Here is an 18222-nt window from a genome sequence, read left to right as displayed (position 1 = left end):
CGCCGTTGTTGATGTATCCGGCGGTCTTGCCGCCGCTGGCGGTGGCGTGGTCGGCGGGTTGGACGCCGGAGTTCGCGGTGTACGACTCCGCCTCGGCCGTCGTCGCCGTGCCCGACGTGGCGAAGGTGAACGCGTCGACGTCGAACAGGTTGCCCTGGCCGGACGGCCCCTTGAAGACGAGGAACAGCGTCGTGGTCCCGGCGGGCGCGCCGGTCAGGTTCGTCGAGACGTCGACGAAGACCTCCCAGCCGCCGGTGACCGCCACGGGCATCGAGCCGAGCAGCGTGCCGGTGGCCGAACCGGCCCTGACCTCGATCGTGCCGCCGGCGCCGCCCGAGGAGACCCTGGCCGTGATCTTGGAGGCGTTGCTCAGCGCGTAGGGCTGGAAGGAGATCCAGTCGCCGTTGTCGGTGAACCCGACGGTCTTGGCGCCCTCCGCGTTGCCGTGCTCGGCGATCTGGATGCCGGACTGCGCCGTGAAGTGCTCGGCCTGCCGGTGCCTCGGCTGCAGCGTGCGCGCGCTGTGCGTGGTGAGACCGCCCTTGTCGGTGTACTCGGCGTCGAAGACGCCGTAGATGTTGGCCGCGTCGTCGTGCTCGCCGTCGACCGGCACGGTGAGGGTGCCCGCGCACCCGTTCTTGGAGGTGATCTGGTGGTTGTGGCTGTCATGTCCCAGCAGGTAGGTGACCTTGACCTTGGTGCAGTCGATCGTGCCGTCCTCCGGGTCGCTGACGTTGACCTGGAACGGCACGGTGTCGCCGAAGGAGAACAGCTGCCCGTTGGCGGGCACGGTGAGCGACACGGCCGGAGCGCTGTTGCCGGCCGTCACCACCAGGCTCGCCGTCCCGGTCAGCCCCTGCGGATCCCGGACCGTGAGCGTCGGCGTGTAGGTGCCCTTGGCCGTGTAGGTGTGGGACGGATTGGCCTGCGTGGACGTGCCGCCGTCGCCGAAGTTCCAGGAGTAGGTCAGCGCCCCGCCCTCGGGATCGGAGCTGCCCGCGGCGGAGAAGGCGACGGTGAGCGGCTCGGGGCCGGAGGTCCGGTCCGCGGACGCCTTGGCGATCGGGTTGCGGTTGGTGCCGCCGATGTGCTCCACCCGGTAGAGCGCCTGGTTGCCGCCGCCGGTGCCGTAGTCGAGCACGTAGAGGGCGCCGTCCGGGCCGAAGGTCATGTCCATGACCTGGGTGCCGGTCCACGGGAACGCCGCGATCTCGCCGGCTGACCCGTCGGTCTTCACCTCGATGGCCTTGATCCAGCGCCTGCCGTACTCGCCGGCGAAGTATCTGCCGTTCAGCGACGCGGGGAACTTGACGGTCGAGGCCAGGCCGGCGTCGTAGCGGTAGACGGGCCCGCCCATGGGCGACTCGGAGCCGGAGCCGAACTCCGGGGGTGACCCGGCGTCGCCGTACTTGATCCAGCTTGGCTTGGCGGGCGGGAGCGTGGCCAGCCCGGTGTTGCGGAAGGAGTTGTTGGCGGGGCCGCCCGCGCAGTCGTACTTCGCGGCCGAGGGACCGCTGGGGAAGGTGTACTCGTTGTACGTCTCCGCAGTGGTGTTGGTGCCCGTGCAGTACGGCCAGCCGTAGTTGCCGGGCCCGGTGATCCGGTCGAACTCGACCTGGCCGCCGGGGCCGCGGGCGGCGTCGGCACCGCCCGCGTCGGGACCGTAGTCGCCCAGGTAGACGATGCCGGTCGCCTTGTCCACCGACATGCGGAACGGGTTGCGGAACCCCATCGCGTAGATCTCGGGCCTGGTCCTCGCCGTGCCCGCGGGGAACAGGTTCCCCGGCGGGACGGTGTACGTGCCGTCGGCCTGCGGCTTGATCCGCAGGACCTTGCCGCGCAGGTCGTTGGTGTTCCCCGAGGACCGCTGCGCGTCGAACTGCGGATTGCGGTTGGTCCGCTCGTCGAGCGGGGAGTAGGCGTTGGACTCGAAGGGGTTCGTGTCGTCGCCGGTGGTCAGGTAGAGGTTGCCCGCGGCGTCGAAGTCGATGTCCCCGCCGACGTGGCAGCACTGGCCGCGGTCGTTGGGCACCTTCAGCACGACCTTCTCGCTGGCCAGGTCGAGTGTCTCGTCGGCCTTCAGGGTGAATCGCGACAGGTGCAGCTCGCCCTTCCACGGCTCGAAGTCGGCGGCGCTGCCGGTGGCCGGGGCGTCGCCCGCCGGGGTGGTCAGCTTCGGCGAGTAGTACAGGTACACGTAGCGGTTGGCGGCGAAGGCCGGGTCCGCGGCGATGCCCTGCAGGCCCTCCTCGTCATGGGTGTAGACGTCGAGCTTGCCCGCGGACTTGGTGTTGCCCGCGGCGTCGGTGACCCGGATCGTGCCGTCGCGGGCGGTGTGCAGGACGGATCGGTTCGGCAGCACCGCCAGGGACATCGCCTCGCCGAGTTCGGCGGGCCCGAGGGCGAGCTGGACCTGTTGGTAGTCACCGGGGGGGATGTCTGCCGCCTGGGCCGCCGGGCCCGCGACGACGCCGGCCATGACCAGCAGCGTCGCGGTGAGCGTCCGTGGCCACGATCGTGGTGACATGGAGCTTCCTTTCCTGACCTTAGGGGGGTTGAGTCAGGCAAGGCGCACGCAGCCGCGCGTGCTGCCGGAGAGCGCCTTGTGTGGCATCGCGGCTCGCCGATGACGCCGCGAGCTTGACGATTTGCGCGAGTGTTTCGCGTGATTCGAGGTTGTTTCCAGGAGATTGCGAGATTTCTGCGATGTTTGCACCCAGCGCTTGCTCTGTCAAGGCGCGTTGTGAAGTCCGCGGGTTCGCCGACCGGTCGCACTGAGCGAGAAAGTACAGTCACTGTAAGGCCGGGGCGGCCGCCGTCCTACGTCAGTGCTCGCGGATGGCCCAGGGGGAGCCGTACGCCGTCAGCAGGTCGAGGAAGGGCCGCGGCTCGAACGCCTCGGGGCCGAGCACGCCGGCGCCCTTCCACCTGCCGCCGGCGAGGAGTTCCAGGGCGACCACCGGGTTGACGGCGGCCTGCCAGACGACGGCCTGCGAGCCGTACTCGTTCATCGACCACTGGTTGTCCACGACGTGGTAGAGGTAGACCTCGCGGGGCTCGCCGTTCCTGGTGCCCTTCACCCAGGTGCCGGCGCAGGTCTTGCCGTGCATGCGGCTTCCGAGGGCGGCCGGGTCGGGCAGCACGGCGGCCACCAGGTCGCGCGGCGAGACCATGACGGGGCCCCGGTCCGAGGCGACCCGGACCGGCTCGGTGCGGTCCAGGCCGAGCGCGCGCAGGGTGGTGAGCTTGGTGATGAAGTCCTCGCCCAGCCCGTACTTGAAGGTGACGCGGCCGGCGTCCACCCAGCGGGGCACCAGCAGCACCTCCTCGTGTTCGACGTTCACGCACTCGACGGGACCGATGCCCGCGGGGAAGTCGAAGATCTCGGGCTCGCTGAACGGCTCGGTGGTGAACCAGCCGCGGTCCCTCTCGTAGATCGTCGGCGGGTTCAGGCACTCCTCGATGGTGGTCCAGATCGAGAAGGACGGGGCGAACTCGTAGCCGTCCACGGTGAGGTTCGCGCCGTCCCGGACGCCGATCTCCTCGATCTCGTCGAAGAGCTCGTCCGCCGCGTACCGGGCGAAGACGTCGGCGAGGCCGGGTTCCACGCCCATGCCGACCAGTGCCAGCCGGCCGGCGTCCGCCCACTCGGCGGCCCGCGCGAACTGGTCGTCCCCGAGCTTGACGCCACACCGCTCGTAAGGGTGCTCGGGATGCGGCCGGGACATGGACATCGCCATGTCGAGGTAGCCGGCCCCGGCCGCGAACGCGGCCTCGAACAGCGGCATCACGAAGCGCGGGTCGGTGGCGTTCAGCAACACGTCGCACCGGTGCGCGGCCAGCAGCCCGGCGACCGCCGCCTGGTCGGCCGCGTCGACCCTGGCCGCGGTGAACCGGTTCTCGTCCCGGCCGAGGGCGGCGACGGCGGCCTCGGCGCGGGACAGGTCGTAGTCGGCGACGATCACGTGGTCGAAGAACGTACGGCGGGCCGCGATGCGGGTGATGGCGGTGCCCACGCCACCGGCTCCCACAAGAAGAATGCGCATGATTGATCACCTTTAGCCGTATTTGGGGGGCGCACCTGCCCATGAAAGGCCCGTACGCTGCGATCTCCAGTGCGTGGATCATGCCGGGTGCCGCCGGTGTGGTGTCCATACGGGAGCGGAGCCAGATCTGGCGCGCGCAGCGGTTCGCTCACCCGAACGCCCTTCCACCTGAAGGCAATGGTCTCGTCCGCAGTCTGCCGGTTCCGGCCCGGGAGACCCTCCCGATCGGGGACTCTGGGCTCCGCAACGGGTTTCCCTGCAGCTGGAACGTCCGTACGGCAGGCCGTGCCGTACGGGAGACCGACGAAAGGAAAGATCATGCACCGGATGGCCATCACCTTCCTGGCTTTGGCGTTCGTCACGGTCGCCGGCGCGCCGGCCGCCGTCGCCGAGCGGGAACAGCGGGGCGCGGGCTCCGCGTCATCGGCGCTTCCCGCCAAGGGGGCGCGAGTCCACCCGTGCTTCGACGGACGATGCAAGATCACCGTGTCCAGGCCGGTGAGTTTCCGCATCGACAGCCGGTACGGGTTCAGCAGGCTGTCGATCGCCAAGGTCGGCTCCGGCTCGGTGCGGGTGAGGGGGACGGGGAGCGGGGTCTTCAACGAGGTGGTCCTCGGCCCCGGCGCGAACGGGACCGTGAACGACCTCGCCGTGCGCGTCTCGTCGGTCACCCGGCAGACGGCGACGGTCCACCTCGCTCCGGTCCGGTGACCGAGCCCGCGGGGGGCGGGGGCAGTCCGGCGGCGGCCGGCCGGGCCAGATCGGTGGCCAGTTCGCAACGCCGGGCGGCGGATCCCGGACCGCTGACCACGACCAGGAGCAATTCGGCCACGGGCTCCCCGCGTGAGTCCGTCGTCGGCCGGTGCACGACCTGGACCTGACACGTCTCCTCGCCGTAGCCTTCGGACTCGACGAAGGCGGCACGGTCGCCGAGCCGGATGGGACGGCCGTCGGCGCTGGTCAGCGGCTGATTCCGGTCGAAGCGCACGAGCAGCGAGGACCGGCTGGCGGTGCTGTGCCAGCGGCACCACCAGCCGGCGAAACCCGCCTCGGAGCGAAGCGGATCCACGCCGGGGAACCGGGCGAGCGCGCCGGGGCCGAGGAGCGCGCAGGCGTCCACGTTGATCAAGGACGCGGGCTCGGCGGGTGTGCGCCGCCGCGGGATCTCGCCCCTCGACAGCACCGCGACCGCGCTCGTCGTGGCCGCCTCGGCGATGGCGCAGAGATCCGCCTCGCCGTCGCCGGTCTGCCGGGCGTCGATCTGCACGCGGTGCCGGTCGGGCAGATGCACCGAACGGCCGCAGGTGGAGCCGTCCGCGGGCTGCCGGACGATGCCGAGGGCGCCCGCCTTCTCCAGGACGCCTTCGGGCGCGGACTCGCCGTACAGCTCCACCTTCACGTCTACCTCGCTGTCACCGTCCGCCCGCACGATGACGTCGCACCGGTTGAAGTTCCCGAAATGGGTCTCCTGCCGGGCCTCGCCGAACCTGGCCAGCGCCGCCGGATCGGTCAGCGCGCAGGGGTCGGCCGTACGGGGGTCGCCGACGGCGGGCACCGGGCGCGGACGGGCCAGGTCCCGCGCCGGGGCGGGCGGCGCGCCGGGCAGCACGGCGGCCAGCAGCCAGCCCGAGACGGCCAGCGCGATGACGATCGTGCCCGCCGCGACGGCGATCCGGCGTCTCGATCCGCGGCGCGGGCCGTCGGTGTCGCCGTCGGCGGCCGGCGCGACCGCCACGTCCTGGAGCATTTGCTCGGCCTGCGCGGCCGTGGGCCGCTTCGCGGGATCCACGTTCAGCAACACGGACAGCACCGGGGCCAGCGCCCCGCCGCGCCGCGACCGCGCGATGTCGCCCTGCGCCGCGCGCCGCAGGAGCAGCAGGGGATTCCCGGGGGGCCCGCACGGCGTCGTGCCCTCGACCGCCGCGAACAGCGTGGCGCCGAGGGAGAAGACGTCGGACGCCTCGCTCGGGTCCTCTCCGCCCGCCACCTCGGGGGCGATGAAGCCCGGCGTCCCGAGGATCCGGCCCGTGTCGGTCAGCGTCATGTCGCCCTCGACCACCCGGGATATCCCGAAGTCGCCCAGCTTGGCATGCTGGTCGTCGACCAGGAACACGTTGGCGGGCTTGACGTCACGGTGCAGGACCCCCGCGGCGTGCACGGCCTGCAGGGCGCGGGCGAGCTGGACGCCGATCCCGGCCACCCGACCGGGCGGCAGCGTGCCCTGGCCGGCGAGGCTGCTGGCCGGCACGTACTCCATGGCCAGCCACCACTCGCCGCCGTCGGCCACCAGGTCGAACAGGGTGACCACGTTCGGATGGTTCACCCTGGCCAGGATCCTGGCCTCGCGCCGCAACAGCGCGATCCGCTCGGCCGCGCGCTCGGCGCCACCGGACAGGGCCCGCTTGACCGCGATCACCCGGCCCAGCTCCTCGTCGGTGGCGCGCCAGACGACCCCGTTCCCGCCGGAACCGATCCGCTCCTCCAGCCGGTAACGGCCGGCGATCAACTGACCGATGCGCACCGCCCCTCCGATCGCCGAGGGACTGAGCGCCCCGCCGTACCAGCAATGCGGAACCCAAAACTACGACACGCGCGCCCGCCCCCGGTGTGAAACGACCCAGGTCGCGAGGCTCCCCGGCGAGCCCCGCCCGTTATCGCCCGCTTCCGTACGGCAGAGCTCGCCGCCGGCCTCGGAGATCGCCGAGGCGGCGCCCGCGCGTTCCGTCGGCGCCGCGCCGACGATCAGGTCGGTGCTCAGGGTGGAGGCGGGGGCGACGCCGAGCCCGAGGATCACCGAGCCGGCGATGACGACTGTCCACTGGTCCGGAATCACATCCACGCGTGACCGCCCGGCGTCCAGGTCAAAAGGTCTTATGTCGCTGCCGCCAACAGCATCCGTTTTGTCCGGAAAAGCACAGTAAAGCGTAAAAACAACCTGTAACCGGCATGAACCCCGCTTCGAAGGTGGAAGTAGCGAGGGGAGGTTGTAGGCCGGATGGACCACTTGCTAAGCCAGCTGACGGGGATCCTGGACGCGTTGGACGCGAGGCTGCCCAGCGTGCGCTTCCGGGTGCGCCGATTTCCTGACGGCGTCCCCTACCTGCGGCTCACCGATCTCGAAGTCAGGCGGGCGGCGTTGTTCGTCCAGGACGGACAGTGGATCTATCTCGGCGAGGACCGGTCGGGCACCGCGTTCGAGAAGGTCGTGGGACAGGTCGGCGACCCGCCGGAGGACGTGGTGGGACAGCTCGTCGAGAGACGAGGCGTGCCCCGGCCGCGCGCCCTGCCGGTTCGCCTGGCCTGGGCGCTGGCCGTCGGCGTCGCCTCGGCCGCGGGCGCCTGGATCCTGCTGGCCGTGATCCTGGCCCTGCTGGTGCCGGGAGACGGTTACATCGAAGGCTCCCAGGCCCTCCCGAAGTTGCTCAACGCGGTGGCGGCCGTGGCCGGTCTCGGGATCGGCTGGTGGCTGGCCCTGCGTTCCTGGCTCTCCTCCTGGTCGCTGCCCGTCCGTGAAAGCCCGAAGCCGGCTCCGAGGGGGAGAACATGACCGCCGCAGGAAACGCCCGTCCGATTTCGAAGCACATCGAGGGTCCGAGCAGTTTCATCGACGACCGGATCGGCGCGGGCAACTTCCTCAAGCGCAACCTCAGGAAGATCTTCCCCGACCACTGGTCGTTCCTGCTCGGCGAGATCGCGCTCTACTCCTTCATCATCCTGCTGCTCACCGGAACGTTCCTGACGTTCTGGTTCGAGCCGAGCATGGGTCACGTCGTCTACGACGGCTCCTACGCGCCGCTGCGCGGTGTGACGATGTCGGAGGCGTACGCGTCGTCGCTGGACATCAGCTTCGACGTGCGCGGCGGCCTGCTGATGCGCCAGATGCACCACTGGGCGGCGCTGTTGTTCATCGCCGGCATGATGGTGCACATGCTCCGCGTGTTCTTCACCGGGGCGTATCGCAAGCCGCGCGAGCTCAACTGGATCATCGGCGTCCTGCTGCTGACCCTGGCGCTGGTGGAGGGCCTGACCGGCTACTCGCTCCCCGACGACCTGCTGTCCGGCGCGGGCCTGCGGATCACCCAGGGTGTGATCCTCTCCCTGCCGCTGGTCGGGACCTACCTCTCCTTCTTCCTGTTCGGCGGCGAGTATCCGGGCGAGGACGTCGTCGGGCGGTTCTTCACCCTCCACATCCTGCTCATCCCGGGCCTCCTGGTCGCGTTGGTCACCGCGCACCTGATCCTGATGTGGGTGCAGAAGCACACCCAGATGCCCGGCAAGGGACGCACGGAGAACAACGTGGTCGGCGCGCCCTTCCTCCCGTCCTTCATGGCGAAGTCGGGAGCCTTCTTCATGTTCACCTTCGCCGTCATCGCCGGTATGGCGACCTTCACGCAGATCAACCCGATCTGGGCGTTCGGTCCGTACTCGCCGGCCGACATCTCGGCGGGGTCGCAGCCCGACTTCTACATGGGCTTCCTGGAGGGCGCGCTACGCATCATGCCGGCGTGGGAGATCAACTTCCTGGGGTACACCCTGCCGCTGAGCGTGCTGATCCCGGCGCTGGCGCCGATGGGCATCATCCTCACCGGCCTCGCCCTCTACCCGTTCCTGGAACGCTGGGTGACCGGCGACCGGCGTGAGCACCACATCGTCGACCGCCCGCGCAACAACCCGCACCGCACCTCGATCGGGATGGCGGCCATCACGTTCTACGGCGTGCTCTGGCTGCTCGGCGCCAACGACGAGATCTCGGCGAACTTCCACATCCCGCTGTTCGTCACCACCTGGTTCGGCCGGTTCGCCATCATCCTGGGCCCGATCATCGCCTACGCCGTCACCTACCGGATGTGCCTGGGCCTGCAGCGCAGCGACGCCGCGGTCCTCGACCACGGGGTGGAGTCCGGCGTCATCAAGCGCCTGCCGCACGGTGAGTTCGTCGAGATCCACGTGCCCCCGGCCACCGACATCGCCGCGCACATCCGCGGCAAGAAGCCGATCCCGATGATCGAGGCCGGCGCCGAGGGGCGGGGCGTACCGCCGAAGGGCCTGCGGGGCCCGCTCGGCCGCCTGCGCGCCAGAATGAGCCGGGCGTACGGCGGGGAGAAGGTCCCCATGGACGGACGCGCAGAGCAGGAGCGGCCTGCCGAGATCGCCTCGGGCGGAGACGAGGGCAGAACTCTCAGATGAGGATCACCCCGACAGGTACGCGGGGCTTCTTCGCGGCGTCCACCAGCTCCGCGCAGGTCTTGTACGGCGAAGCCTTCGGCACGGACGGTGAGCCCGGTCGGTGAGCCGTCACCCTCGCAGCAACGTGTCGAGCCGGGCGCAGCGAGGGGTCAGCCGGCGGAGGAGAGCCGCCACCGGGCGAGCCGGAGGGCGGCGGCTCCGGCGAAGTAGGTCAGCAGGGCAGGAGTCGGCATGCCCGCGGGTCCGTGGTCGCCCTGACCGGCCAGGGCGACGCCGAGGAGCCCGGCGAGCACGCCGCCGGCGCCGGCGACCGTGAGCACGGCCTGTCCGATCCCGGAACCGGCCCGCTTTCCGGCTCGCTTTCCGGCCCGCCTGCCGGTTCGCCGCTCGACGGGCCCGAACATCGCGACGAGGATGGCGAGGATCAGCGCCAGGACGGCGAGCCAGGGGAGACGCAGCAGCAACCACTCCGGCGACCCGGCAGAGACCGCCGGCATGATTCCGGTCGGGTAGAGGGCCAGCGCGCCGAGCACCGCGGCGGTCATGTGCCAGAGGAACACCGTCATGATCACCGAGTTGACCGCGACCACGCCCGTCCACACCGCGGGCCGCCGCAGCCAGCGGCTCACCCGATCGTGGCAGGCGAGGACGATCCCCGTCTGGGCGGTGGCGAAGGCGAGCAGGGCGAGCGTCGGCGGTGAGGTGTTCTGCAGAGTCTCCCCGGCGACCCCCACCATGCTGACCGGATACGGACCGGCCACGGTGAGCACCACCAGGACGATCAGCGAGACCCCCGCGAGCGGCAGCGCGACCCCGCGCCGGGCGGGCAGCCGCCCGTCCTGCCAGGCGAAGCCGAGCTGGTGGATGGCCAGCCAGGCGAACAGATAGCTGCCCACTGCCAGGCCGGGCCCGAAACCGGTCAGGCGGGCCAGATCACCCGCGCCGACCAGGGCGGCCAGCACGATCGGCACCGCCAGGCCCGCCCGCCGGTGGGCGGCGTGCAGGAGCGGGGTGAGGAACACCGCGGCGAAGTAGGCCACCAGGAACCACAACGGGATCGACGCCAGCCAGACCGCCGTGCCGATCAGGCCGGGGTCCGCGCCCAGACCCCGCGCCACCAGCGCGGCCACGCTCAGCGAGGCCAGCAGCGCGGTCGTCGGCCGGACCAGCCGGTCGGTACGGCGCAGCACCCACCCCGTGGCGCCGCCGCCCCGCTCGTGCTGCGAGCCGAGGGACACCGCGTTCGCGAAACCCCCGATCAGGAAGAAGACCGGCATGACCTGGAACAGCCAGGTCAGCGGCCGGGTCCAGGGCAGCACGTCGAGGACGCTGCCCCCCTGGAAGCCCCTGCCGCCGCCGTAGGTCACCTGGATGGCCAGCCAGTGCCCGGCGACGACGGCGGTGATCGCGAGGGCCCGCAGAAAGTCTACGTAGCGCTCACGTCCAGGTGGCGTGCGTTCGGCCAGCAGCCGGGCCCGCCGGAACGCCCGCCCCGCCGTACGGCAGGCCAGCCGGTTGACCGGCCCGCTCCCGGACACCAGCGCCACCGCCGCCGCCATCACCGCCAGCGCGCCGGCCCAGGACCAGCCGCCCCATCGATCCATCCCCGATCAGCCCTCCGGGTCAGGAGACGCCGTCCATCGACGGGCCCCTGGGACAATTACCAGGCTCATGTGCCGTTGACCTCGGAAGGCGGTCCGCCGTGACGCATCCGCAGGAGTCCGGACCGATTCGGCCGGCTGCCCGAGCACGCCGGCCCGGTCCGAGGACGTGTCCGAGACGTCGAACAGCACTCCGCGGATCGTCATCCAGGCCGCCTCGTGAGCGATGTCGGAACCGATCATCGTCCGCCGGTCGTGAGATCGGCGGACGATGAGCCCCCCTGGCTGGGCGCCGTCGGCCGTGGTTCAGGAGTGCGCGTGGCCGCCGGGGCAGACGACCCGGGGGTTCCAGGGCTCGAACAGGCCCTTCGGGTTGTGCATGAACAGCCAGATGTGCATGTCGTAATGGATCGCCCCGCCGTTCGCGTGCGGCTCCATCGGGCCCTGGAACTCACGTCCGAACAGGCTCGGGCGATCTTCCGGGGTCGCGAGGAGCTGGTCGTCGTCGTTCTTGATGTACTCGATGGCGCCCAGTTCCCGTCGGTCGCGCACGCCGGGCACGTAGACCAGCACCTCGGGCTGGAGGGGCAGCAGCCGTGGGTCCTGGATGAGCCGCTGGTTGGCGTAGTGGTAGCCCATACCGCCGATGGGCTTACCGTCGGCGCCGGTGAACTGGAACTGGGAGCAGTGGTCGGTCCGTACGTAGCCGTATCTCTCCGCGACCGCCGGGTCCTTGAACTTCTCCATCGCGGCACGGAGGCGGCTGAGCCAGTCGGTCTGCGCGGCGGACCGGTTCAGCGAGGCGGCGCCGGTGCCCGGCGTCTGGGCGAGGGTGGGCGGCGAACTCGCGAAGGCGGTCCCCGCGCAAACGGTGGCCAGCAGTGCGGCTGTCATTCTTCTCATGACTGTGATTCTCAGTCGCCGGCCATTGACATAAACGCCTGAATGGATCAAATATCCCCGATGTCGACCATCTATAAAGGACAATTAACGCATCTAGCAGCTATTGGCCGCTTCGCCTGCGTGGCCGATATCCGAGGCGATGGTCCGGCGGAATATCTAAATGCCAGGATATTTGCGGAAAGTTACTTATGTCCCCCGCCTGCACGCAAAGGTGCTCGCCGGTCTCGATCCTGCGCACGGCCACCGGGCGGATGGGGCCGCCGCTTCGACGGCGACGTCAGGGTCCTGTCGCGTCTTCCTGGGAGGGCGGGTCCATCACGAGATGGATCCGCGTATCGGTGTTCCGCGTAGCTCGACTCGACATGCCGCGTACGCGTAGCGAGAGGGGGAGTCCTTGCAGCGGATGTGGTCCTGCAGATCGCGGTCGGGGAACACGGTGATGAGGATGCCGGTGTGGATCGACACCGCGGCCATGATCAGGATCGTGAAACTCGCGACGGCCTCGCGGACCCGCGTACGGCCCTCGATCGCGTTGATCGTGTCGTGAACGGTGATGCCCAGTCCGAAGAGGAAACCCACGCCCATCATCGGCCACGACCACCAAGGGTAGCCGTGCAGATAAATGTCGTTGAAGTACGACTCCGATGCGTTCAAGCCCCATGCCGTCCAGGCGGGCACCTGCGTTCTGAACCACGCGGAGGACACGGGGTCGGAGAATGCCAGTTGAAAGAGCATGAAACAGAAGCTGAGGACGGCCAGAACGTCCAGGGTTAATCGTCCTCGCGAACGGCGGCCACGTGTGCTTCGGGTCTCAGCGGACGCGGCGGATTCATGCTCGGTCACGTGCCCTCCACCATGGCGATCTTCTCGCAGCCCATAGGGAGAACGAGCGACGATACCCGATGCGTTCCGGAACGGCGGGCCCCGCCGCGTAGGTGATCTCCGGCTTCCAGAGATCCCGCCATAATGGGCGGCAGCTGAGCGCGGGGCGTTTAGGAGCTTCTGTCCGCGCGGCGGGCGGTCAGGCGTCGGGGGTCCGGCCAGTGCGCGCCGTACACCCAGCCCGCTTGTTCGAACCAGCGGATCAGGCGGGCGCTCGGGTCGAGCTGGCCTTTGAGGACGCCGTGGCGGGCGCAGGTCGGGTCCACGTGGTGCCAGTTGTGCCAGCCCTCGCCGAGGGTCAGGAACGCGACCCAGCGGACGTTGGACGAGCGGTCCCTGGTCGTGAAGGGGCGGTCGCCGAAGGTGTGGGCGATGGAGTTGACCGACCAGGTCACGTGGTGCACCACGGCGTAGCGGACCAGGCCGCCCCAGAAGAGGGCGGTCCACGCGCCCGTCCACGACATCGACCACAGCCCGCCGGCCGTGGCGGGGAGCAGGAACGACAGCACGGCGACGGCCGGGTAGGCGGCGTCGAACCGCCGGACGTCCGGATCGGCCATCAGGTCGGGCACCCAGTGCTGCCGGCTGGAGCGGTCGCGCGCGGTGTAGAACCAGCCGACGTGGGCGTGCGCCATGCCGCGCAGCAACGCCAGGCCGCTGTCGCCGTAACGCCACGGCGAGTGCGGGTCGCCGGCCCGGTCGGCGTACTTGTGGTGGCGGCGGTGCTCGGCCGTCCACAGCGTGACCGGGCCCTCCAGGGCCATCCCGCCGGCCAGCATGAGCGCGATGCGCAGGGGCCTGCGGCACCTGAAGGCGCGGTGGGTGAAGTGCCGGTGGTAGCCGATGGCGATCCCGAAGATGCTGACCAGATACATGACGGTGGCGATGACCGCGTCGCGGGGCCCGATCCCCCAGCCCCAGGCGACGGGGACCGCCACCACCAGGACCAGGACCGGCAGGATCACGAGGGCGATCAGATAGGCGGTGCGGCGCCCGGCGGTGACCGTCACCGTTTCGGCCCTGCCCGGCTCCTGCCGGCCTGATGGGAAGGCCGATGCGGTCATGTTCCTCCCTCAGGGGCGGGCCGTCCGTTCCGGCCACTCATTCAACGGTCGAACGCCCGGCTCGCGGGAGTTGCCTAAGAGTGACGAATCAATCACCCAGGGGAGTCAAAACACTGCATTCCGGAGTCATCCTGTGGCACTCTGTGGCCTACCTAGATTGTGACTGCGGAAAGTGATGATCTTTTTACGCCATGGCTTCCGTAGATCGGTGACACGGACGAGACGGAGGGTCCAACGGCATGGGTGCTGTCGGTCAGGCGACCACGGGCGACCATCTGGCGAGATACGACGCGGCCATGGCGCGTGACCCGATGGCCGCCTTCGCGCTCGTCCGGGAGTGGATGCGCACCGACTGGCGTGCCCTGTTCGCGCAGCTCCGCGAGCGGCGGCCGGTCTTCGTCACGCCCGCCTTCACCGTCGTGACCCGTTTCGCCGACGTCACCGAGGTGCTCTCGCTGGAGCAGGTCTTCACGGTCCGCGCCTTCGGTCCGCGCCTCGACGCGGCCCTCGGCGGGCCGTTCATGCTGGGCCGGGACGCGACGCCGATGAACTGGCGGGAGAAGGGGCTCATGCAGGTGATGCTCGCCCCGCAGGACGCGGCGCGGCTCCGCGACCTCGTCGGCCGGATCGCCGACGAGGCCCTCGACGCCGCCTCGGCGACCGGGCGGATCGAGGCCGTCGGCGAACTCTTCCGGCACGTCGCCCTGCGTGTCTGCGGAGAGTACTTCGGCTTCCCCGGTCCTTCCCCCGCGATCCTGTCGGGGTGGACGCGGGCCGTGGTCACCGACGGATTCGCCAACTTCCACGGCGACCCGGAGATCCAGGCCGCCTCCGTCCGCGCGGGCGGGGAGATGATGGCCTACCTGCGTGGCCTGCTCGCCGAACGCCGGGCCGACATGGCGGCGGGGCGGCCGCTGCCGGAGGACGTCTTCTCCCGCCTGATCCGCACGACCCTGCCGGCCGAGGTGGGCGTCGACGACGAGCGACTGCTGATAAACATGGCGGGGTTGCCACTGGGGTTCGTGGAGAGCGGGCCGGGAGCGATGGCGGAGGCCGTCGAGCAGATCATGATCCGCCCGCAGGTGCGGGCGGCGGCCGCTGCCGCCGCCGTGGATTCGGACCCCGCGCGCTTCGATCCCTATGTCTGGGAGGCGCTGCGGTTCAGCCCGTTCTTCAAGCTCCTTCCCCGGCTGTGCGAGCGCGACCACGTGCTGGCCGCCGGCACCCCGCGCGAGACGCTCGTCCCCGCCGGGACGTTCGTGCTCGCCGCGCCGGCGTCGGCCATGTTCGACTCCGACGTGGTGGAGGCGCCCGACGAGTTCCGCCTCGACCGGCCGGGACACCTCCAGCTCTACTTCGGCCACGGTCACCACGCGTGCCTCGGCGTGCATCCCGCCAGGGCCGTCATCTGCGAAGTCGTGCGCCGCCTGCTGCGTCGTCCAGGGGCGCACCCGCTCCCGCCGCCCGACGGGGCGCTAGTCCGCGACCACGGGATCTTTCCCGACCGGTTCGTCCTGGCACTCGGCCCCGACACCAAGGAGGGGTGAAGGTGCCGCGGAGCGCGAGAGGCATCGCCACCGACGGCGCCGCCAACCGTCTGAGATTCCTGGCCCTGACCCACGGCCGCCCGCTGTGGACCCTCGCCCAGCACGTCCAGCCCGTACGGCGGCGCCTCAACGCCACGCTGATCGACCACGCGATCCGCGAGATGGCCCCACGGCCGGAGCCGTTGAGCACCATGGCCGACTACACCTCGTGGGGGTCCTTGACCGACCGCACCTTCAGCGGGCGGCACCTGCCGCCGTTCGCCGGGCCCGCGGCCGGCCGGCCCACGCCCGAGCAGGCGGCCGACCTGTTCGCCCGCGGCGACACCATGATCCCGTGTCCCCGGTCCACCGTGCTGTTCGCCTACTTCGCCCAGTGGTTCACCGACGGGTTCCTGCGCGGTGACACGCATGTGCCCAGGGATCCGCGCAAGAACAGCTCGAACCACCATGTCGACCTGAACCAGCTCTACGGGCTCGACCCGGTGGTGACCGCCGCCCTGCGGACGTTCGACGGCGGGCGGCTCAAGAGCCAGACTCTCAACGGCGCGGAATACCCTCCGTACCTCTGCGAGAACGGCGAGATCAAACCCGAGTTCGCCGCGCTGACGGTGATCAGGTTCGACGAGCTCGCCGCCGCCCAGCGCGACGCCCTGTTCGCGCTGGGCAGCGACAGGGGCAACATCCAGGTCGGCTTCACCATGCTCACGGTGCTGTTCCTGCGCGAGCACAACAGGGTGGCGCGCGTCCTGGCGGAACACCATCCGCGCTGGGACGACGAGCGCCTGTTCCAGACGGCGCGGAACATCCTCATCGTGCTCCTCATCAAACTGGTGGTCGAGGAGTACATCAACCACATCACGCCTTACCACTTCCGCTTCACCCTGGACCCGCGGCTTCCCGCCATGCTGGCCCGCGCCGCCTGGCACCGGCAGAACTGGGCCTCGGTCGAGTTCAACCTCGTCTACCGCTGGCACAGCCTGATCCCCTCCACCCTGTCCGTGGGCGGCCGGGACCTGCCGCTGGCGGAGACCATGGCCGGGGGAGCGCTCATACCCGAGCCGGGCCTCGGCCGGCTCTTCGAGGACGCCTCCCGGCAGCGTGCCGGTCGCATCTGCCTGTTCAACACCGACCCGGTGCTGCGCCCGGTCGACGTGGCCAGCATCGCCGAGTCGCGCGCGCTGAGCCTGGCCCCCTACAACAGCTACCGGGAGCACTGCCGTTTCCCCCGGGTGCGCGGCTTCGAGCAGGTCTCCGGCGACCCGAAGGTGGTCGGCGCGCTCCGGGAGCTCTACCGGGGAGTGGACGACCTGGACCTGTACGTCGGCCTGTTCGCCGAGGAGCCGGGAGCCCCGAACGCGATGCTGCCGCCGCTGCTCACGAAGATCATCGCCATCGACGCCTTCTCGCAGGCGCTGACCAATCCGTTGCTGTCGCCGCGGATCTTCAACGCCGCGACCTTCTCCCTCCCCGGACTGCAGATCATCAGTGCCACCCGAACGCTGTCGGACCTGGTCCACCGCAACGTCCCGGAGGACCCGCGGCCGCGTTTCGTGAGCATGACCCGGCGGGAAGAGAGATGACAGGCCGCGAGCCCGCCGCGGGCGACCCGGTCATGGCCGCGAGGCTGCTGCGGCTCGCGGCCCGCGAGGTGGCCGACATCGGGGTGACGATCCACGAGGCGTCCGTGCACGCCACCGCGGCGCTCACCGACGGCGTCCTGATGCGGGCCCCGGTGCGCGGGTATCGGGTGCAACGCGCCCTGCTCCACGCGCTGACGAACCGGAGAGGTCTCGGCTACGCGGTCGCGGGCGGGCGGCTGGGCGCTCTCGCGGCCAGGCTCGGCGGTATGACCGGCGCGGAGAGCCTGTCCATCCTCGTCCTCGCCACCTCGTTGCGGTTGCGGATCACCGCGGTGGCCCTGGTCCATCCGGAGCTGACCAAGGACCCGCTGCTGGCCAGGCTCGTCGACGCGGTCGGCGCCGACCGGGACGTAGAGTCGCTCCGGGCACTGCGCGCCCTGCTGAAGGACCGCGGCGCGGTCCGCACGCTCAGCGAACTGGCGCCGGTCTTCGGCGAGGTCCTCGCGCTGCGGGCGCTGCTGGACGAGAACCCGCTCAACGACACCGCCGCGTGGCTGATCGCCACCGGGAAGGGGTACGCCACCGCCGACCCGATCACCGGAATGAGCAACAGGGTCATCGCGGTCCTCGACGTCGGGGAGGGCGCCGCGCGGCGGGTGGAGCTCGACCCCGCCGAGACGGGGCGGCTCGGTTCGGCGGGATCGCTGGTCGGCTTTCTCCGCAACATCGGCGTCATCGGGACGACCGGGCGGATCCTCATCCAGAGCGTGACAGGGCCGGACGGCACGGTTCGCCACGTCGTCCAGGTGCCCGGCATGAGCCCGGGCCGCCCCGACAACGACTCCCCGCAGGATCTGCTCGGCGCCTTCAGCAGCGCCGTACTGGACAGCAGCCCCTACAGCCGTGCGCTGATCAAGGCCATCGACGACTTCGGTATCCCGCGGCAGGCCGAGCTCGCCCTGATCGGGCACAGCGCCGGCGGAGCGGCGATCATGAACCTGGCGCAGGACACGGCATTCTGCGCCCGGTACACCGTCACCCACGCGGTGACCGTCGGTTCGCCGGTCGACTTCAAAAGGCCCGCCGACCCGCGGACCTGGGTCGCCAGCGTCACCAACCAGCACGACATCATCCCCACCCTCGACGGGCAGGGCGCGGGCGGTTGCTTCGACCTGCACCCCGACTGGTACGTCGTGGACTACTCCGACGCCACCCACCTGTTCCCGATCTGCCACAGCATCGAGCACTACACCGCCAACATCGAGAACGATCTGCCCGAGGCCCGCGAGTTGATCGACGACCGGCTCACGCCGTACCGGGGACCGGTCACCCGCTCACAGGTCTACCTGTTGTTCGACCAGCTCTCCCCGGACCCCTCAGCCGGCCCGGGGAGCACCGCCTGACCGAGGGAG

At 70.4% G+C, this 18222-nt stretch carries 14 protein-coding genes; 6 read left to right on the top strand and 8 right to left on the bottom strand.

The window, feature by feature from the left end:
- Nucleotides 1-2527 (bottom strand): PQQ-dependent sugar dehydrogenase (locus tag MBA17_RS46965; RefSeq protein WP_238505404.1); only part of this gene is annotated, 2527 nt, incomplete at its 3' end.
- Between the two features lie 298 nt (nt 2528-2825).
- Nucleotides 2826-4046: a saccharopine dehydrogenase family protein gene (locus MBA17_RS46960; RefSeq protein ID WP_238501992.1), complete on the bottom strand. Its 1221-nt coding sequence runs from the start codon at nt 4044-4046 to the stop codon at nt 2826-2828.
- A 327-nt stretch (nt 4047-4373) separates the two neighbouring features.
- Here MBA17_RS46960 and MBA17_RS46955 point away from each other — a divergent pair, with 327 nt between their 5' ends.
- Nucleotides 4374-4757 carry a hypothetical protein gene (locus tag MBA17_RS46955; RefSeq protein WP_238501991.1) on the top strand — a complete coding sequence of 128 codons (384 nt, stop codon included), beginning with the start codon at nt 4374-4376 and terminating at the stop codon, nt 4755-4757.
- Here the strand turns inward: MBA17_RS46955 and MBA17_RS46950 are convergent.
- Both MBA17_RS46950 and MBA17_RS46945 read right to left on the bottom strand, forming a co-directional pair.
- Nucleotides 4714-6567, bottom strand: coding sequence for a serine/threonine-protein kinase (locus tag MBA17_RS46950; protein ID WP_238501990.1), 1854 nt, complete (start codon nt 6565-6567; stop codon nt 4714-4716). The two genes, MBA17_RS46955 and MBA17_RS46950, sit on opposite strands and share 44 nt — an antisense overlap.
- Before the next feature lie 60 nt (nt 6568-6627).
- Nucleotides 6628-6885: an MFS transporter gene (locus tag MBA17_RS46945; protein ID WP_238501989.1), complete on the bottom strand. Its 258-nt coding sequence runs from the start codon at nt 6883-6885 to the stop codon at nt 6628-6630.
- 156 nt (nt 6886-7041) lie between these two features.
- Here MBA17_RS46945 and MBA17_RS46940 point away from each other — a divergent pair, with 156 nt between their 5' ends.
- Both MBA17_RS46940 and qcrB read left to right on the top strand, forming a co-directional pair.
- Nucleotides 7042-7593: a hypothetical protein gene (locus MBA17_RS46940; protein ID WP_238501988.1), complete on the top strand. Its 552-nt coding sequence runs from the start codon at nt 7042-7044 to the stop codon at nt 7591-7593.
- Entirely contained in the window at nt 7590-9233 is a 1644-nt protein-coding gene (qcrB, locus tag MBA17_RS46935; RefSeq protein WP_238501987.1) for a cytochrome bc1 complex cytochrome b subunit, read from the top strand. The genes MBA17_RS46940 and qcrB overlap by 4 nt, the downstream gene beginning before the upstream one ends.
- A 149-nt stretch (nt 9234-9382) precedes the next feature.
- Here qcrB and MBA17_RS46930 read toward each other — a convergent pair whose 3' ends face one another.
- The 4 genes from MBA17_RS46930 to MBA17_RS46915 all read right to left on the bottom strand — a co-directional run bounded on the left by MBA17_RS46930 (nt 9383) and on the right by MBA17_RS46915 (nt 13683).
- Nucleotides 9383-10837 (bottom strand): acyltransferase family protein, encoded by a 1455-nt coding sequence (locus MBA17_RS46930; protein ID WP_238501986.1) that lies wholly within the window; start codon nt 10835-10837, stop codon nt 9383-9385.
- Between the two features lie 303 nt (nt 10838-11140).
- On the bottom strand, nt 11141-11737 hold the full coding sequence (locus MBA17_RS46925) for a hypothetical protein (RefSeq protein WP_238501984.1): 597 nt from the start codon (nt 11735-11737) through the stop codon (nt 11141-11143).
- A 315-nt stretch (nt 11738-12052) separates the two neighbouring features.
- The gene (locus tag MBA17_RS46920; protein ID WP_238501983.1) at nt 12053-12472 is read right to left on the bottom strand and encodes a hypothetical protein; all 420 of its coding nucleotides are present in this window, start codon (nt 12470-12472) and stop codon (nt 12053-12055) included.
- A 257-nt stretch (nt 12473-12729) separates the two neighbouring features.
- Nucleotides 12730-13683: an acyl-CoA desaturase gene (locus tag MBA17_RS46915; protein ID WP_238501982.1), complete on the bottom strand. Its 954-nt coding sequence runs from the start codon at nt 13681-13683 to the stop codon at nt 12730-12732.
- A 239-nt stretch (nt 13684-13922) separates the two neighbouring features.
- On the opposite strand from MBA17_RS46915, the gene MBA17_RS46910 reads away from it, so the two are divergent.
- Genes MBA17_RS46910 through MBA17_RS46900 form a run of 3 tightly spaced genes read left to right on the top strand, consistent with a single transcriptional unit; the run spans nt 13923 to nt 18213 of the window.
- On the top strand, nt 13923-15230 hold the full coding sequence (locus MBA17_RS46910) for a cytochrome P450 (protein WP_238501981.1): 1308 nt from the start codon (nt 13923-13925) through the stop codon (nt 15228-15230).
- Nucleotides 15227-16810: a peroxidase family protein gene (locus MBA17_RS46905; protein ID WP_238501980.1), complete on the top strand. Its 1584-nt coding sequence runs from the start codon at nt 15227-15229 to the stop codon at nt 16808-16810. Before MBA17_RS46910 ends, MBA17_RS46905 begins: the two co-directional genes overlap by 4 nt.
- Nucleotides 16807-18213: a hypothetical protein gene (locus tag MBA17_RS46900; protein ID WP_238501979.1), complete on the top strand. Its 1407-nt coding sequence runs from the start codon at nt 16807-16809 to the stop codon at nt 18211-18213. Before MBA17_RS46905 ends, MBA17_RS46900 begins: the two co-directional genes overlap by 4 nt.
- Nucleotides 18214-18222: the final 9 nt, after the last annotated feature.

The organism is Dolomitihabitans soli, assembly GCF_022213955.1.
GTDB classification, from domain to species: Bacteria; Actinomycetota; Actinomycetes; order Streptosporangiales; family Streptosporangiaceae; genus Streptosporangium_A; species Streptosporangium_A soli.
The sequence above is the reverse complement of the archived record's forward strand: the minus strand, read 5'-3'. Positions and strand labels throughout refer to the sequence as shown.

Excerpts from the sequence above, each read along its gene's own strand:
- MBA17_RS46960 (WP_238501992.1), bottom strand. The coding sequence starts at position 4,046 with ATGCGCATTCTTCTTGTGGGAGCCGGTGGCGTGGGCACCGCCATCACC.
- MBA17_RS46955 (WP_238501991.1), top strand. The coding sequence starts at position 4,374 with ATGGCCATCACCTTCCTGGCTTTGGCGTTCGTCACGGTCGCCGGCGCG.
- MBA17_RS46940 (WP_238501988.1), top strand. The coding sequence starts at position 7,042 with ATGGACCACTTGCTAAGCCAGCTGACGGGGATCCTGGACGCGTTGGAC.
- qcrB (WP_238501987.1), top strand. The coding sequence starts at position 7,590 with ATGACCGCCGCAGGAAACGCCCGTCCGATTTCGAAGCACATCGAGGGT.
- MBA17_RS46930 (WP_238501986.1), bottom strand. The coding sequence starts at position 10,837 with ATGGATCGATGGGGCGGCTGGTCCTGGGCCGGCGCGCTGGCGGTGATG.
- MBA17_RS46925 (WP_238501984.1), bottom strand. The coding sequence starts at position 11,737 with ATGAGAAGAATGACAGCCGCACTGCTGGCCACCGTTTGCGCGGGGACC.
- MBA17_RS46920 (WP_238501983.1), bottom strand. The coding sequence starts at position 12,472 with ATGCTCTTTCAACTGGCATTCTCCGACCCCGTGTCCTCCGCGTGGTTC.
- MBA17_RS46915 (WP_238501982.1), bottom strand. The coding sequence starts at position 13,683 with ATGACCGCATCGGCCTTCCCATCAGGCCGGCAGGAGCCGGGCAGGGCC.
- MBA17_RS46910 (WP_238501981.1), top strand. The coding sequence starts at position 13,923 with ATGGGTGCTGTCGGTCAGGCGACCACGGGCGACCATCTGGCGAGATAC.
- MBA17_RS46900 (WP_238501979.1), top strand. The coding sequence starts at position 16,807 with ATGACAGGCCGCGAGCCCGCCGCGGGCGACCCGGTCATGGCCGCGAGG.